At 47.8% G+C, this 17,384-nt stretch carries 10 protein-coding genes; 2 read left to right on the top strand and 8 right to left on the bottom strand.

What is annotated here, in order from left to right; genetic code table 11:
• Positions 1–62: 62 nt before the first annotated feature.
• Positions 63–1,145 (top strand): Gfo/Idh/MocA family protein, encoded by a 1,083-nt coding sequence (locus tag KOE27_RS28575; protein ID WP_215242257.1) that lies wholly within the window; start codon positions 63–65, stop codon positions 1,143–1,145.
• Between the two features lie 165 nt (positions 1,146–1,310).
• Here KOE27_RS28575 and KOE27_RS28580 read toward each other — a convergent pair whose 3' ends face one another.
• The 4 genes from KOE27_RS28580 to KOE27_RS28595 all read right to left on the bottom strand — a co-directional run bounded on the left by KOE27_RS28580 (position 1,311) and on the right by KOE27_RS28595 (position 9,347).
• The gene (locus KOE27_RS28580) at positions 1,311–2,024 is read right to left on the bottom strand and encodes an outer membrane lipoprotein-sorting protein (protein ID WP_215242258.1); all 714 of its coding nucleotides are present in this window, start codon (positions 2,022–2,024) and stop codon (positions 1,311–1,313) included.
• A 59-nt stretch (positions 2,025–2,083) separates the two neighbouring features.
• The gene (locus KOE27_RS28585; RefSeq protein ID WP_215242259.1) at positions 2,084–4,633 is read right to left on the bottom strand and encodes a TonB-dependent receptor domain-containing protein; all 2,550 of its coding nucleotides are present in this window, start codon (positions 4,631–4,633) and stop codon (positions 2,084–2,086) included.
• Between the two features lie 135 nt (positions 4,634–4,768).
• A complete protein-coding gene (locus KOE27_RS28590; protein ID WP_215242260.1) occupies positions 4,769–6,517 on the bottom strand; it encodes an SMP-30/gluconolactonase/LRE family protein in 1,749 nt (582 codons plus the stop codon).
• Positions 6,518–6,620: 103 nt separating this feature from the next.
• Entirely contained in the window at positions 6,621–9,347 is a 2,727-nt protein-coding gene (locus tag KOE27_RS28595; RefSeq protein WP_215242261.1) for a M14 family metallopeptidase, read from the bottom strand.
• Positions 9,348–9,640: 293 nt separating this feature from the next.
• On the opposite strand from KOE27_RS28595, the gene KOE27_RS28600 reads away from it, so the two are divergent.
• Positions 9,641–11,350: a hypothetical protein gene (locus KOE27_RS28600; RefSeq protein WP_215242262.1), complete on the top strand. Its 1,710-nt coding sequence runs from the start codon at positions 9,641–9,643 to the stop codon at positions 11,348–11,350.
• Between the two features lie 122 nt (positions 11,351–11,472).
• Here KOE27_RS28600 and KOE27_RS28605 read toward each other — a convergent pair whose 3' ends face one another.
• The 4 genes from KOE27_RS28605 to KOE27_RS28620 all read right to left on the bottom strand — a co-directional run bounded on the left by KOE27_RS28605 (position 11,473) and on the right by KOE27_RS28620 (position 17,144).
• On the bottom strand, positions 11,473–13,344 hold the full coding sequence (locus KOE27_RS28605; protein ID WP_215242263.1) for a DUF7133 domain-containing protein: 1,872 nt from the start codon (positions 13,342–13,344) through the stop codon (positions 11,473–11,475).
• Positions 13,272–15,398: a PVC-type heme-binding CxxCH protein gene (locus KOE27_RS28610; protein WP_215242264.1), complete on the bottom strand. Its 2,127-nt coding sequence runs from the start codon at positions 15,396–15,398 to the stop codon at positions 13,272–13,274. The genes KOE27_RS28605 and KOE27_RS28610 overlap by 73 nt, the downstream gene beginning before the upstream one ends.
• 32 nt (positions 15,399–15,430) lie before the next feature.
• The gene (locus KOE27_RS28615) at positions 15,431–16,768 is read right to left on the bottom strand and encodes a hypothetical protein (protein ID WP_215242265.1); all 1,338 of its coding nucleotides are present in this window, start codon (positions 16,766–16,768) and stop codon (positions 15,431–15,433) included.
• Positions 16,769–16,922: 154 nt separating this feature from the next.
• The gene (locus KOE27_RS28620; RefSeq protein WP_215242266.1) at positions 16,923–17,144 is read right to left on the bottom strand and encodes a hypothetical protein; all 222 of its coding nucleotides are present in this window, start codon (positions 17,142–17,144) and stop codon (positions 16,923–16,925) included.
• Positions 17,145–17,384: the final 240 nt, after the last annotated feature.

Raw genomic sequence — 17,384 nt, forward strand, 5'->3', positions numbered from 1 at the left:
ATATTTGCCTAAATAGCGCCATTCTTATTTCGTCAAATCAATCCTAAATCTCAATCAAAAGCATGTCTGACCAAACAACCCCATTACGTGTGCTGGTAGTTGGCTGCGGAAATATGGGTGCTTCACACGCCACTGCCTACCATACCCACGACGGTTTTGAAATCTGCGGAATCGTTTCTACAGGAAAAAGCAAGGAAGTACTCAACGAAAAATTAGGTGGAGGTTATCCGCTCTTCAACGATTTTTACGAAGCCCTTGAGGCCACCAAACCCGACGCCGTATGTATCTCCACCTACCCTGATACCCACGAAGCATTTGCCGTAAAGGCATTTGAAAACGGTTGCCATGTATTTATTGAAAAACCCGTGGCTGATTCCGTTGCCGGAGCGGAGCGGGTGGTCCAGGCAGCCAAAGATGCCGGTAAAAAGCTGGTGGTAGGGTATATACTTCGTCATCATCCCTCCTGGGAAAAATTCGTTGAACTCTCTCACGAACTTGGCAAACCACTGGTAATGAGAATGAACCTTAACCAGCAAAGCCAGACAAGCATGTGGACGTTACATCGTAACCTGATGAAAAGCCTGAGCCCCATAGTAGATTGCGGCGTACATTACATTGATGTAATGTGCCAGATGACCCGCTCCAAACCTACGCAGGTTTACGCAATAGGTGCGCGGCTTACGAATGAAATCCCGGCAGGAAACTACAATTATGGACAACTCCAGATCCGCTTTGAAGATGGCTCGGTGGGCTGGTATGAAGCAGGATGGGGACCAATGATCAGTGAAACGGCTTTTTTTGTGAAAGACGTAATTGGTCCGGATGGCTCCGTTTCCATCGTAGCCAAGGAGGCAGGCGGTGCTGGAAAATCTTCGTCCATCGAAGCACATACCAAAACGGAATCCATCCGCTTCCACCATGCAGCCCTGAACGATAAAGACGAGTTTGTGGAAGAAGACAGCTGGATCAATCTTCAGGATGAGCCCGATCACCAGGAACTTTGTAACCGCGAGCAAAGATATTTCCTTAAATCAATCCGGGAAAACATTGACCTCAGCGACCACATGGACGATGCAGTCAATAGCCTTCGGATTGCTTTTGCCTGCGACGAATCTGTACGGACTGGCCAGGTGGTAATGCTTTGAGTGGAGGAGGGAGAGTGAAGAATGGGGAGAAAGGGAAGATTATCGTAGGTTGTTCATACTCCAAATCTACTGGATGCTGATTCTAAATTCAAAAAAGAGGCTTGCAACATGGAACTTCGTTTCCATTGCAAGCCTCTTCGAATATAACATACTCAATTTCAAACACTAAGGCCGTTTAAATACAGAATCATCCAGATTACTGTTGACGGTAATTTTATTGGTAATAAAAGTAAGGACGCCCATCTGAGGGTTGGTCATATCCATGGTATTGGAAAATTTAACACCCTCCACTTCTTTGTAGTCGCTAAAATTAATCTCGCCTTCCTGACCATTGAAAGAAGCTTTTAATTTATTGACGAGGAAAGTATTTGCATCAACGTACTGATCTATTACCTGGCCGTCCTTGGTAGTAATTTTTAAGTGGAAAACATCCTTTTTATCGACCTTTTCCTTACCCACAAGTTCTACCTTATTTCCTTTTTCCTTATAATTAACCAGCGATCCGAAAGGATCCAATGAAGCCGTATTTTGTTTCAGCTGATCGGCCGGCATATCTTCCGGTTCTCCTGTCCCTCCCATCATGGTAGGGCGGATCATCCAGCCCTTACCATTATCCACCACCTGAATCATTTTATTACCCATTACAGTAGACTCGTTCCGGATGGATTTACCTACTACCAGCTTGGTAACCATAGGAATTTCCATCGTGTTCACGGCCATCGAACGTTCCATCACCAGGGTTTTGATGGCGTTCATTTTATCCATACCACCCATTGCCGCCACATGTTTGTCCACAATTTCATCTACCGTCTGGGCATAGGTATCCACGGAAAAAAGGACTGCCAGCGCAACAATTAAAAGTTTGTTTGTCTTTTTCATAAAAAATTAATTAAGGTTAATTCCGCATGTTTGTTTAAAGTGAATTGCAATGAAGACCATTACTTTGGCTGTCCGCCACCCTGCCCTTGTTGCTGCTGTCCGCCACCTTCCGATTTTACGTCGTCATTGTTGACAGACTTAGCTCTTTTGCGAGGGGCATCCATTGTCATTTTTCCGATTTTATAGGTAAATGTCAGCCTGATTCCCCGGTTATACAGATACACATTGCTTATCTGGTCAAATTGAGGGGAATTCAACTCCGTACGCATGGTATATCTGCGGCTCAGGAAATTCTCTGCAGCAAGGCCCAGGCTTCCTTTTTTGTTTTTAAAATCCTTCTTAATACCCACAGTATAAAACCCAAAACCTCCCTGCTTTCCCTGAAGCTGTATTTGTGTACCCTGCATGAAAGCAAATGCCTGCGCGCCCCATCCGTTTTTAAATGTAGCCTGTGAGAACAATCCGCCGCTTACGTTGACACCGTCATTATCTATCTGCTGGGAAAGCCCGTTTTCGCCTACCGTTTGTCCGGTCAAAGTGGTGTAGAACGCGTTGGCAAAAATCCCGACGTTAATCTTGGAAGTGGCGGCCACGTTAGCGAACAAATTCACACCATAGGCATGCTGTTTTCCTATGTTTTCATAGGTGGTGACAATTGCCCCTGCCAGGGTATCGGATGGCTGCCGTACCTGTGATATAGCATTGTTGGTTATCCTTCCAAAAAAAGTAGCATTCACAAAGGTTTTCTTAATGGTTTTACTAAGCCCCAGTTCAAAGTTGTTGGTAAGTTCCGGACGGAGTTCCGGATTTCCAATGGTGATGTTCTGCGGGTTTGCCGTATTGAAGTTCGGGTTCAGCTGTGCCAGTCCGGGCCGCTGTATCCTTCGGTTATATCCCAGTTTTACGGTAGTTGCCTTGAACGTTTTGGAAGCATTCACGCTAGGTACCAGCACGCCATAGTTGCCGATACCTATTTTCCCCTCCCGGTTACTGGCGTCGATAAAAGTATGTTCATAACGCAAGCCTCCTTTCAAAGTGTAGCGTTTTTTGGTAGTATAGGTGTATGAACTATACCCTGCTGCGATGTTCTGATGGTAAAGCAGTTCTCCTGATGGCTGTCCGGCCTCAGGAAAATACCCCCCTGTCGACTCGGCAATAAGGTAATTATAATCACTGTTCACCTGCCTGAAAATACCCTTTGCACCGAATTCAATCAGCTGATTCTTTTTAATCGGTGTCTGGTAGTCAGTCTGCAATGTAAATTCCTGATTAAGATTCTTATTAATGTTCTTTTGGCGGCTGGTCAGATTTCCATTTCCGTTCAGCAAGTCAGCATCGAAATCATTGGTCAGATCATTTCTGCTGTACAATGTTGAAATACTCCATTCCTGCTGCGGTTTGAAAGTGTGAAGGTAGTCGATGTTGGCATCCAGCGTACCTGAAAGATTCTTGGACTCCACGTTACGTCCGGAAGTCACATCCTGCGTACCGGATTTCATCAATTTGGTGATCAGATCCTGCTGGGTGATGAAATTACGGACGCCATAGCGAACACCGGCGGTAATACTCTGGTTCTTAGCAAGGTCATAGTCAAAACCAAGATTGTATTGTCCGAAAAGCCCTCTGCTGCTGCCATCTCCAGTTTGTCGGGTGAGTGTTGACTCGCCATTCACAACGCTGGTCTGGTCTAGTGTCGACTTGGTAACTGTATTGTAAATACCTCTTCCGAATCCGCCCAGCGTGAAGCCGGCTTTTCCTTTCCTGTAACTTCCGTTGAGCGATAACAGCGAACCTCGGTTACCTACACCAGTATCCACGTTCAGGCTAAGGCCCTGTAAACTATTCTTTTTGGTAATGATATTGATAATCCCTCCGGAACCTTCGGCGTCGTACTTGGCCGATGGACTGGTAATGACTTCAACCGTTTTGATCTGATCCGCCGGAATCTGTTTCAAGGCATCCGAAACACTGCTTGCAATGATGGTACTGGGCTTGTTGTTGATCAGTACGCGGATGTTCTGGCTTCCTCTCAGTGACACATTCCCATCCAGATCCACCGTTAACAGGGGTACCTTGCGCAAAATATCTGTGGCGTCCCCGCCTTTTGCGGCTATATCTTTTTCAGCATTATAAACCAGCCTGTCTACCTTTTCCTCAATCAGTGCCGCCTGGCCGGTAACGGTCACTTCATCCAGTGTTTTCACGTTGGATGCCAGTTTAATTTCACCCAGTTCCAGGTCCTGCCCTTTGGTAAGGCTTATGTTAGGGATGGTTTTATTCTGATACCCGATGAATGAAATCAGTATCCTGAACTCTCCGGCTACAACCTTATTGAGCACGAACCTGCCTTTTTCGTCAGCCACGGTACCATCCACTGCCTGTCCGGTAGACTTATTGTAAAGTGCTATACTGGCAAATTCGATTGGTTTGGCGCTTGCAGAATCCACAACGGCACCCTGGATTTTAGCAGAACCCTTGGGGCTCTGGTCCCCGGCTGTGCCCGGCAAAGCCTTGGGCTGGGAAGCTCCGCCACCCGCCGGAAACTGGGCGAATGCAGGATGAAATAAACAGGCCAGGCTTATTGCAGCTGCAAGGAAAATTGTCTTCATTTTTATGGAGTTTTTATTAACGCCATAAAATTGCGACGGATAGGATAGATCCAGAAACAAAATATGATGAAACCCCCAATATGTGGGATGGACGAATCATATCGTCCCTTGGATGAAATAAACGTATGGTTAATATTACAATTTAGGAGCCGCTGGTTTGTTAGGCTTGTCCCAGTTATTCGCTCCATGGGTATTCAGCTTTCGCCGGTATACTTTGTCGTTAGCCGTAACATACATTATATCAAAGTCTTTTCCTCCAAAAGCGATATTAGATGCGGCTGCATTTGGCGTGGGTAATATGGCATTTACACGGCCTGTTTGATCCAGTATCTGTACCCCTGAACGGGTGGCCACGTAAAGTCTTCCGTCGCGGTCACAGGTTAACCCGTCAGCCCAGGCATTTTCTTCGGTATCACGTACATGCAGCCAGCCAAATTTCTGTTTGTACCCCAGGGTACCATCGGCCATAATCTGATACGCCCATACCCAGTGAGAAACTGACTCCGTCACATACAGTATCGTCTGATCGGGCGACAGCGCCACACCATTGGCAAAGACCAGTCCTTTGTCCACCACCACTTTTTCCCCTCCGGGGCGTATCAGGTATAAGGTGGAAGGTTTTTCCCGCCCGTCCGGAGCCGTTACGTATATATTTCCGTTCGCAGCGATGGTCAAATCATTGCCCGCAATACCGGCTACAACATCCGATTTTTTCCCATCCGCAGTAAATTTTACAACAGACTGTGTTTTTTTGACCACTTCATACCGGTTACCATCCTTATCAAATTCAGTAGCACAGGCATTTTCCGATTCCTGACTGATGCTTTCCGGCTTCCCATCCTTAACCTGATAGGTTTTACCCTGAGGTATGTCCTGAAACACCACTTCCCCTGATGGCCCGGCAGACGAACCTTCCGTAAACCGATACCCCTCTCCCACCAATTCCCAGCCCTGCCCCTTCACCAGCAGGCTTGCCAGAAACTGATTTTGCGAGGTACCTGCTTTCACAGGTTGGGGCCAGTCTTTCCACAAAAAACGCATGGCTTCCGGGAAGAGCGCAGTGCCCTGTTTACCGTTATGCCCACCTTCACCCCACTGGTGGGTAACCTCATAGCCGGCAAACGTCAGCGCCCGGAGCATCGTCTGGTTCGCCATCCACCAGTCTCCGGCATAAATATTCAGGTCCTGACTGCCATCCTGCAGGAAAATCCTCAGTGGTTTAGGTTCATATTTACGGATCAGCGTAGGATAGCGATCTGCTCCGCGCAGGCCTACGTAGGTACCTATCGCACTGAAAACGCGTGAAAAAGCATCGGGACGTTCCCAGGCAGCCGTAAAGGCACAAACCGCGCCGCTGCTAGATCCGCCGATGGCGCGGTCATTCCCGTTCCGCGACAGCCTGATGGACCGACCGTCCGAAGTTTTCTGTTTCTCCACGTCGGGAAGAATTTCGTCAAGTATAAAACGAGCGTAGGCATCACCAAGACCGTCGTACTCAAAACTCCGGTTAAAGCGGTCCAACGCCTCATCCGCATGTTGTGATCTAACTTTGCCGTGCATCACAAATACACCGATCGTCACCGGCATTTCACCTCTATGGATCAGGTTGTCAAAAACAGTGGGCGCTTTCCACTGAATACCATCCTGATTCACATACACACAGGCAGGTTTATCGGCCTTGTATTGCGCGGGTACATACACCCAGTATTCTCGCCAGGTACCCGGAAATATTTTCGATTGATCAAATGTAAATTTCAGTATCTCTCCTTTTGGAACACCCGCCTGCTCCGCCGAAGCGGGATCAACCGGGTAGTTTTCGTCCTGATTTTGTGCCGTAACCAGATGTACAATAAGCAACAGCAGAAGGAGTATACGATGTTTCATGATAACAGGATCCTATTTTTCATACTATAAATACCAATCTGCTGATATCTACTGTCTGGCGCTGCCTCCTCAGCAACCTCTTTGTCTTCCGCTCCTTGCACGCTTAGTCCCCCAGAGAATATAATTGGTTAAAAAGTAACCGAAATGTTCCGTATGCCTGAGCTCTGAATGTAATCTCCGGGCCAAATGCAAATAGTTTTCCATTTCCCACTTTGGCTTCAAATGCGGTTACCCCTCCTTGCAGATAGGCTTGCCCCCAAGCCCAGCCGCTACGCAGGGGTGTGGCATTATCGAACCACATCAGCGGCTTGATCGCTCCGCCAGCAATTGCATCAGGAGATACGGTGAATACCGGGCTTGAATCAAAATAAACATCGGTCCGGGACGGCATTCCCCATGTGGCCTGCCTGGTGGTATCCACAGATACCTGTAGGATACTTCCCGGAACATAATATTTTTCGGCGGGAAGTGATTTTTCAACCCCGGCAGAGGTCATTTCCCTCAAAGCATTGCGGACGGGCAACCCCAAGTGATAGGCGAGCGCAGTACTGCTTCCGATCGTAAAAACAGCGCCTCCCTGCTCCATGAAATTTTTAAGCTCAGGTATCGACCTTTCAGCAGTGATACTTCCGAGCTGCGTACGAAACTCAAGGGGGATATCTATATCCTTGGGTTCTCGCCTTACTTCATTCTCCTCTCCGGGCCGGGCGACTCCCGGTATGGCTCGTGTAACAAAAAGAATTATATCATACTTTTTATGCAGTTCGCCCGAGTCAATATCTTTTGCATAGAGCCGTTGCACTGGAAAATGATACTGTTCCATTAGCCAGCGTACCCAGCCGGAAGACATGGAACCGCCGTAACTATCCCACAGCGCTATGCTGCGAGGCGTAATTTTTCTCAGATTCCCAACAGGCTTTTTTCTTAAAGCCTGCAAACGAATCCCATTGTCAACAGCAGTTTTCGCCAGGATATTGTTGGTTTTTGAAGAAGCTGGAATATAGAATTGCCCCTGATACTTCCCGTCAGTGATTCTGAACACTTCCATCCCTTCCGCCAGTAAATCGTTGATGAGTAAATAAGAATTGTTAACAGCTGAATTCACCTGATAGCCAGCCACGGATTTTAGCGCAGGGACCTCAGTTTTTAAAGTTTGCATTTCTCCATACGGGATGCGCTCAAACGGTCCGGAAAAATCATTGAGTATCCGGTCAAATTTCACCCCCATCTGGTAGGCCAGCGTCCAGCCTGCAGCATCATAGGGACGGATCGGGGGACCGCCCGGGTACTGAAAATCATTCGGATAATCTTGTGGTTCAAACATATCCAGAACATGCGGACGGAAGGCCTGAGCACATTTCACGATGTATGAACCTACCGTATACCTTTTTCCTGCCACTGTGAAGTCGGAGGAGGCCTTATGCACCAGTACCCCTCCTTTGATAAGTGCATTTACGAATTTCACTGCGGTGGGGAAATCCTGCTGGCTGGCCGGGATAATGTATCCCCTGGGGTCGCGGAGTGTGGAATCCTTTAAAACAAGATCGTAATAATTCACCTTTACCTCGGGAGAACTGCCCGTTTTGAGCGGCTTGCCCACTCGTATGGAGTCCTGAATAGCCTGTATTCTTTTAGGATAGGGCGTCCAGAAATCCATATTCCCCCTGTCGATGGAATTTTTACCCATGTGGTAAATATTGTAAAGTAATTCATCAGTATGCCGCGCAGCATAATCCAGTACCGAAAAGTTGAGTGACAGGGAATACGCTATGGACTGTCTGAAATGCCACTTTTGTGGCGACACCGGATAGGGCGTGGTGCCGTTGGGAATCAGCCTTTGCGGAACAAGTGGAATATCCTCCGGTGTGGGGCCACCAATTATTTCAGTAAGCAACCCAACCATGTTATGAAACTGGCAGGTCGTGCGCAGGCCCCCGTTGTACCAGGTTGAAAAACTGGAACCCGTCAGCCGTGTGAAGCCGGGTTTATTTTCAACGTTCAACCGGTTGTACATGGCAGCCCCCATGGCGTCAATCCCTGTGATGAGTAAAGGATCAAACACGTAATTAAAAGGATCGCGGTAAGGAGGACCTGCCAGTACCGAACCCGCAGGACCACGCTGGTGATGATTGTACATGATCTGCGGAATCCATTCTATGAAAAGCTGCCGACCCATATTCTGCGATTCTTTCATATGCATCATATAAAAATCACGGTTATTATCATGACCGATATACTTCTGGTACAACCTCGGCAGATTTTCAAGACTTCTTTTTTCCGGGATATCATGACGCATATACCAGTTACTCACCAGCTCCTGACCATCCGGATTAGCGTGTGTGAGCAGAATGATAACATTGTCCAGTATCCGCAGCGTTTCTTTATCCTCTCGCCGGGCCAACTGATACGCCGTTTCTATCAGCTGGTGAATGCCCACCGTTTCGGTTGCATGCAGGCCGCCATCTATCCACACCACGGCTTTCCCTTCTGCCGCCAGCGCTTTGGCCTGCTCCGGGCTGAGACCTTCAGCACGGGCCATTTTTTTAGAAATTCCCTTGTAGCGCTCCAGGTTTTTAAGGTTTTCAGGCGAAGAGACAATCAGCATGTACTGGCTCCGCCCTTCCTCCGTGAGCCCGATACTCGTTAGTTCTATCCGGTCCGAAGCAGCCGCCAGTTTCTGAAAGTAGGCTTCCGTTTGCGTGAAATTGGCCAGTTGATAATCTTCTCCCATTTCAAAGCCGAAATGTTCCTTAGGCGAAGGAATAATCTGTGCTGACACAGCGGACAGCGTAGTGAAAAAAGTAAGAAGTGCAAAGAAGAATTTCGACATATCGTTGATCAGTCATTCGGTTAGCAATCCCGGCCAAACAGGTGATGGCTTGCAGAAAAATACAAACAGAAAACCGGTATTAATGATCTTCTCTAACAATTATTTAGATTAACCCGAATATACAGCATCAATGCTCTCCATAGCCTTCAGCAATCCGCAAACTTTCCAATTTTTCATAAAATAAATTCCTTACCCGGAAAAGCCTGGTTTTTAAATCCGCATTTGCTTATAAATCTTTAAATTGCCTGAAATAGTACATTCATCAAAGCTAGCCACGCCAGCCCTGCAATTCCATGAAAAACATACTGTTACCCTTGCTTCTTCCGCTTTTTATATTGGGAGCATTCTTTTCAGAAACCAAAAAAGAAACAACAGCAGCGCATACGAATGCGGCCATCACAATTTGTGGCGGCTCGCCAACGGGATACCTGCCTGCGGCTGAAAACGGGAAATATATTGGCCCGCTGCCCGGCTGGGGTAATTACTCCTATCACATTGCCACGCTGAAAGATAGCGCCCAGTTCTACTTTAACCAGGGGCTGACCATGTATTACAGCTATCACATGAAAGAGGCGCTGGCATCGTTCAAAGAAGCAAGCCGTTTTGACCCGGCCCATGCCCTGACTTACTGGGGGCAGGCGCTGGCCATGGGCCCTTATTACAATGCAGCGCACAATTATGTGATGCCAGCCGCAGTTCAGGAGGTACTGATGCGAATGAACAGTGCCAAAGCAGCTACTGAAAAGGAAAAACACCTGGTCGCGGCGATGAACAAAAGATACTCTGCCGACCTGTCCGGTGCTGACAGGATCGCACTGAATATGTCCTATGCTTCCGAAATGCAGAAGCTGGTGACGCTTCATCCGGACGATCAGGATATCAAAGCGCTTTATGTGGATGCTGTAATGGTCATACACGCCTGGGATTTCTGGAACAACGACGGTTCACCCAAAGAATGGACTCCCGGGCTGGTATCGGTATGTGAAGAGATACTGGAAGCAAATCCGATGCACCCGGCCGCTTTGCACTACCACATTCACCTGACCGAAGCTTCCCGCCACCCCGAAGTTGCACTGCCCAATGCGGATAAGCTTAAGACCCTGCTGCCTGGAGTACCGCACATGGTACACATGGCGAGCCACGAGTATGAAAGAAACGGTTTGTTTGACAAAGGCGTAGAAGTGAATGACCTCGCCGACAACAACCTGATGCGATACGATTCACTGGCTTCGCATCTGGCGCTTGTGAAACATAGTCCGCATTATTTTGCCGTACAAACCTACTGTGCCATGAGCGGCGGCATGTACAAAACGGGAATGAAGGATGCCATTCGATGCAGAAAAAGTGTTTCACCAACTCCCGAAAGCTGGTACGATCAATACCTGTACATGATGCCGGTACTTACATTGGTAAGGCTTGGCAAATGGGAAGAAATCCTGAAAGATCCTGTATCTCCGGACCCGAAATGGGCCTATGCAGCCTTGCTTCATCATTTTGCCAAAGGAATGGCCTTGGTCAATACCGGCAGGCTGACCTCAGCGCAAAAGGAACTTCTGGCTTTACAGGACAAATTAAACGACCCTCTCCTGGCCAAAAGACGGATCCCTTTTAATGCCGCCCTACCTGCGGCCAAAATAGCAGAAGGTATTCTGGATGCTACAATTCTTTTTGATCAGGGAAGTTTTGACCAAGCCATAAGCCGCCTTTACAAAGCCATAGAAATTGAAGATGGCCTTGTTTATACCGAGCCAAACGACTGGCCCATTCCAGCCCGCCAGTTTTTGGGGGCTTATCTCCTGAAAATGGGAAATGCTCCGCTTGCCGAAAAGGTATACCTGGAAGACCTGATGTGGAATCCGGCCAATGGGTGGTCACGGCTTGGGTTGTACCAAAGTCTTCTGGCACAGCAGAAAATGCAGGACCTGGCACTTCACCAGGCAAAATACCAGGCGTCATTTTCCCATGCGGATGTTACTCCAACCGGCTCCGTTTTTATGAAATAAAAGGCTTGTACCGGTTTCACGGACATAGTGGAAAGCGCAATCTGTTTCAGCAGCCTGAACGTTGCCAGGATCATAAAATCAAGTGGTATTCCCTGCCTACCTTAAACTCTTACCTTGCCCCGTCATTCAACGATCATAATTCCCTTCATTACGCGCCAGTGTCCGGGGAAAGAACAGATAAACGGATATTCACCCCGTTTTTCGGGTGCCGTGAAATTAAGCTGGTAGCTCTTTCCGGCGTTAACCAGCGGCGTAGCAAATAGTACCTCGGGAATTTCAGGAACAAAGTTTTTTTCAAAACCATTTTTCAAATTGGCCATTGCATCTGCCGCCTCCCCTACCTTCTCCGCACTACCCTGGCCCACAACCAGGACGTTATGAGGCATAAGGTCTTTGTTTTCAAAAATAAGAGAGACCTTCTTCCCTGCCTTCACAGTAAACCGGTCTTTGTCAAAAGCCATCTTCGCTTCCACAGCCGCCAGTTTGATTTCCATTGTCCCTAAACTTTCCAGGGCCTGCATGGCTTCTGCCTGATACGGCAGCGGAATCTCCTTTATCAATTTCCTCGCATCGGCCATAGCATTAACAAATAGAGCAGAGCTTTGCAGCCCTTCGGGTGTAGTAGCCAGATAGGCCAGGTAGTTTCGAAATATCTCCGGTTTTTCATCCGTATGGACAGGCAAGCGAAGCAGCAAAGTATATGCCGACGAACGGGCAGGGAAATGCGGAGACTGTATACCTTCTTTGTCTGCGGCCGTGCGGGATGTTCCGGTGGCCAGCTTTTTTACCTTGTTATAGAATGAAACTTTCAGCGCAGGATCAGCCAGATAGGATAAACCTGTCAGATAATCAGCCAGATGTGCATCATTTTCCTGCGCAATCTCCGACACTGACCGGTCGCTCTTTTCGGCTGTGACGATTGCTGCATAAGCACCCGCCCGCACAACCCTGCTGCTATCTTCCCGGATCAGCCGGATCAGTTCCTGCTTGTGCTCTTGCAAAACTGCCGGATCAGATTCCTGCAAAATCAAAATCAGTTCTGCCTGCGCTTTATCGCTGGCAGAACCAACCGTTTCCAGTAAAACGTTAACCGTACTCACTTTCCGTGATTTTGCCAATGCAGCAACTGCCTCCTTTTTGTCCGATAGGTCGGTATCGGTTCGGGATAAAAGTGAGGTCAGTACTTCGGTAGTTTGTGGCAACCGGGCCAGCTCCTTTTTACTGGCAAGGTTCAGCAAGTAACCGGAAAGATGGCCTCGGTTGGCGATAAAATTCCCGTTTTTCTGAAAATATGCAAGCCAAACCGGTTTCAAAAAAGTGAAAGTTTCCCTGGCTGCATAATCCAGATAATAGTCTGTCGGGTAATTGAATACATCAGTGGCGGCCAAAAAGGCTTCTTCCGAATTAAAAAAACTTAAAGCAACAACAGCTTCCAAACGTACCCGTGGCGAGGGATCATTGACTGCCGTTTTCATCAAAGCCAGCGCACCGGGAATACGATCGTGCCAGTAGCGTAAAACCTTCACCGCCGCGGTGCGGGCTTCATATTGTTTTGCATTCAGAAGCCGTTTCAGTAATTTTTCCTCCACGATATCAAAATCCTGATAGAGCCACAATGCTTCCAGCAAATGATGCTCATACTGTTCATCATTTTTATCCAGCGCAGCCAGCCATTTCTGAATTTCAGGAAACAATACCTCCGGAGCTTTTTCCCTTAATACCAGTCGTGTACGATACCTGAACCTGTCTTCATAGGCCTTAAGATTTCCCAACAATTCTGGTATACTTTGTTTTGAAATGTCGGTGACAGGCAGCAGGGGTTTATTTTTATAGGTAATGCGCCAGATACGGCCGTGCGACTTATCCCGGGCCGGATCACGCGGCGGGTTTTCTCCGTGTGAGATCAGCGGGTTGTACCAGTCTACCAGATACAGGGCTCCGTCGGGTCCGAATTCAATGTCAATCGGCCGGAAATTCGGATCAGTGGACTGCAACAGTGCCTCCGTTTCCTTGCTTTTAATACCCGATCCGGCCGTGAGTATCTTGTGCTGCTTGGTACCCTGAAACCTATATTGTTATTAACCAGAAAATCGCCCTGTACGTTATCCGGGAATTGTCTGCTGGAAACAATTTCTATCCCCGCAGTGGGCCTCACCCTTGTTTCCGTAAACATATTGATCCTCGGATGTTTATCCGGATAACTGATCTTACCCGTCATGGGCGGTGCAAAATAGTTGGACCCATCCGAAGCATCCCCGATCAGATGCATTCCCCATTTGTCAAAAATACTGCCCCAGGGATTGTAGTACGGATAGGAAATGTAGGGAAGCAATTTTCCGGTCCGGGGCTCGAAACGGTACGTTGCACCGCTGTAAGAGCGGACAGGGCCGTAAGGCGTTTCTACCTGCGTGTTCAGGAAAGTACCTTCATTGAAATACAGGCCGCCGTCCTGCCCGTAAGTGAACGCATGCGTAGCATGATGGCTGTCCTCCGAACCAAAACCTGAGAGGATGATTTCCCGTACATCGGCCTTGCCGTCTCCGTCAGTATCTTTCAGGAACAGAATATCCGGTTCCTGCGAAACATACACACCACCATTCCCAAATTCAAATCCAAGCGGCAGATACAGGTCATCGGCAAAAACAGTGTGTTTATCAGCCTTCCCGTCCGCATTGGTATCTTCCAGAATAACGATTTTGTCATGAACCGGAATGCCCGGGTAATATTGCGGGTAGGTTGGCATGGTTGCGACCCATAAACGTCCCCTGGCATCAAAGTTCATTGCCACAGGTTTTTCGATCGGAAAGTCCTTTTCCGAAGCAAAAAGATTGATTTCATAACCCTTCGGGAGTATGAACTTCTCGGTAGTTGCCGGCCAGGTTTTCTCGTGATGCTGATGTGCGGCGGCCATCCGGGCCGCTTCTCCCTGGCGGCCCGTCATCGGAATATCAGTCAGCAGCATCGGATCCACCGGTTTGCCTCTTCTGTCAATAATATCAGTTGCTTTTTCATAGGCATCGGTATTCCTGCTTTTGCCCATTTCCCAGATCACCGAGTCCAGGGAAGCCGTCATGAGGTTGAGCTTTTTAAGTTCGGGCGGAAATGCAATTACGCCAAATGGTTCTCTTCTTCTTCCATAAATATATTCCCCGTTAACAGCCCGCCAGCGATAAAAAAAATGATCATCCTTCATTTTTATAACCCGCCTGAGCGCCTGGCTGTACTCCGACTCTAGACTGGACCCGTAATCCCTGAATCCCAGCGCCCGACCCATCCAGCCTGCTGCCAGCCGGTAACCCTCATTGCTGAGATGTATACCGTTGATGCTGATCGCAGGCCTAGTATTTCCTTTCATTCTTTCCCGGGAGGGGGTATAGAGATCCACAAACAACAATCCCTTCGCCCGGGCTGTTTTTTGCATGGCTTCGGTATATATCTCAAGATTTTTATTATGCTCCGCCGGATCAGGGAAATACCCTCCCAGCCTTTCATGCGCAACGGGCGACACCAGGACGAGTTTCGGGATACTGTGTCCGTTATACCGGTTATTGAGCAAGTTTTCAATAAATGTATTGAGGTCTTTTTGAAACTGAGGAAGGCCCTCCCTGCCCTTAAATGCTTCATTCATCCCAAAACAAAGGAAGATGATATCCGCTTGCTGGTCATTCAGATCCTGGTTCAGCCCCTGAAAATTCAGCGGCACCGGCATCACAATTTTTTCACCTTCGTGTGTATATCCCTTAAAAGTAACCTCCTTTTTCCCGTCGGTTTGCCGAGTGGTTTTCTCACCAAATCCGGGGAAATTCAGAGGCCGGGGCTGCAGACCTACCTCATCAGCACTCCATCCCATGTTTCGTACCCTAAGCTCATAACCCGGAAAATTTTCCTGCAGTAAGGTTTCAAAATAACCGTAATGCCGCATTCTGTCCGCGAAGGTATTGCCCAGCAATACGATATGGTCCCCTTTTTTGGGGTTGAACCTAACTGGAGCCTGACCGAAAGAGGACAGGCAGATGAAGCAGAAAAACGGGATATACCACTTATGCATCCGATTATTTTTTTAAGCTGTAAAACCGATATTTATTTTTTGGAAGATACCAGGTGCTTTTTGAAGACACTGTATGGACAACTTACGGTGGTCAGATATACAGGTCCCTGGCTACCGGAAGGTGAAAAACACTCGACAGGAGAACTAAAAGGAGCACCTTTCCTGAAATCATTTTCTCGTAGTTCCCCGATATATTCGTGTACCAGCTTCACGGCACTGGCAGGGTCAGCTTTACCAATGGCATAGGCAACCCATCCCGTTGGAGTACCCCAGTAGGCCCCGTTCTGATAGGAGTTTTTTTTGACCAATGCGCTTTCCCATGCCGTTGTGGAATCAAAATCTTCGTTTGTGAGAATATGACGGATACTTCCCTTGTAGGCCAGCGTACCTGCCTTGTAGGCTGAAGAAAGATACTTACAGGCTCTGGTGAGATTGTCGCCTTCGAGTACGCCGGCGTAAACAGCTAGGGCGGTTGCCCACACGTCAGGCTGTGCGCTCTTACCGGTGGATGCCCGCAGCATCCCGTTGGCATTAAAAAAAATCCGGGGAATAGCCTGTTTAATACTGGCGGCCACTTTTTGGTAATAATCTGCCTTGGACTTCTCATTCATTTTTCTGAAAATCACCGCCAGTTGTTCCGCAGCGATATATTTGAGAATGGATGCATAACACAGATCCCCGGTAATTTCGATTGCATCCCTGAAACCAAAATCCACTCCCCGGAAAGCGGCTGTGGTGTAGACTATCTGATTGTCAGCATGTGATGGCGGGACCTGAAACGCATTTTCCAGCCTGCTGATCAGCGGTATGTTATTGATTTTTTTCCTGAACAATCCTATATCCGGGTTACTTTGCAGGTAATAATATGCCATTTGAATAAAATAAAACTGGTCACAGTAGGGAGGCATCATGCCATATTCCTTTGTTCCCTGTGCTTCGTAATCGTAGGTACCGGGGAAATAGATAGGGCGGCTGTCGTCTACCCGGATGTGGTCTGCAACGGCACCGAAGGGTACCATACTACCATTTTGGGTGATCCAGGTCTGATCGCATTGTGTGGAAGCCGTTAATAGCAGCATGTGCTTTTGCTCCTGTGGTGTCACCATTCCGGTTTCTAGAGACATGGCATAGTCTCTTATCCAGAAAGCAGGATAGGTACTTCTCCCACCTGGCCTGATGAGCGTACCGCCGGTATTATTACGGCCAAAGGGAGACGGCAGGCTTTGTCGCGGCATGATCCTGGAACTGTCCAAAACGGCTGACGTCAGGTTCTGTAGGAATTCAAAATCTTCTTTGGAGATAATCGACTGACCCGCCGCAACATGGCAGAGCGCCAGATATCCCCAAAACAGTGTAATCCGGAATTTCATGATTAAGATTATTATTCAAGAGGATTTAGGAAGTGTTGCAATCTAGCTACACGCTCTGAATAATAATAATCTTTATTCGAAATTTATCAAAAGGACATACCCCAGACCGAAAAATGAGCAGGCGAGACGGATCGGGGATAAATGAACCTGAACGTCATAATATAAATCTGGTCAGGTCCATATCGTCTTCCGCAGTGTATTCCCAGGAAGCAATTTCATTTACAGGGTATAAAAACCCGCATTCTTCCGGCATGGCTACTTCGGATATTTCTACATAACCGTTTGATTCCTCCTTGTACATTCCTTTCCGGGATACTCCCTGAAAATCGGTGAAGGTGATGCGCGCATCGTCCGTTGGCAAAACCAGCTGTTTCATTATTGTGGTATGATGATTGAAAATGAGGCATTTAAAAATTTCATTCCAGAAATACCCGTCGGGAAAACTTTAAACACGCCATCAACCCATTTCCTGCTAACAGCATCCAAAACAAAACATAAATCACTGAATAATAGCAAATTAGCACTAAAACTTAGATTTAACCTGACCGACATACAAGTTCAGGACAGGTAACACCCCGGTGGTTACACGGGGAATTTTTCAACAAATCAGACACTA

This window comes from Dyadobacter sp. CECT 9275, assembly GCF_907164905.1.
Lineage (GTDB): Bacteria > Bacteroidota > Bacteroidia > Cytophagales > Spirosomataceae > Dyadobacter > Dyadobacter helix.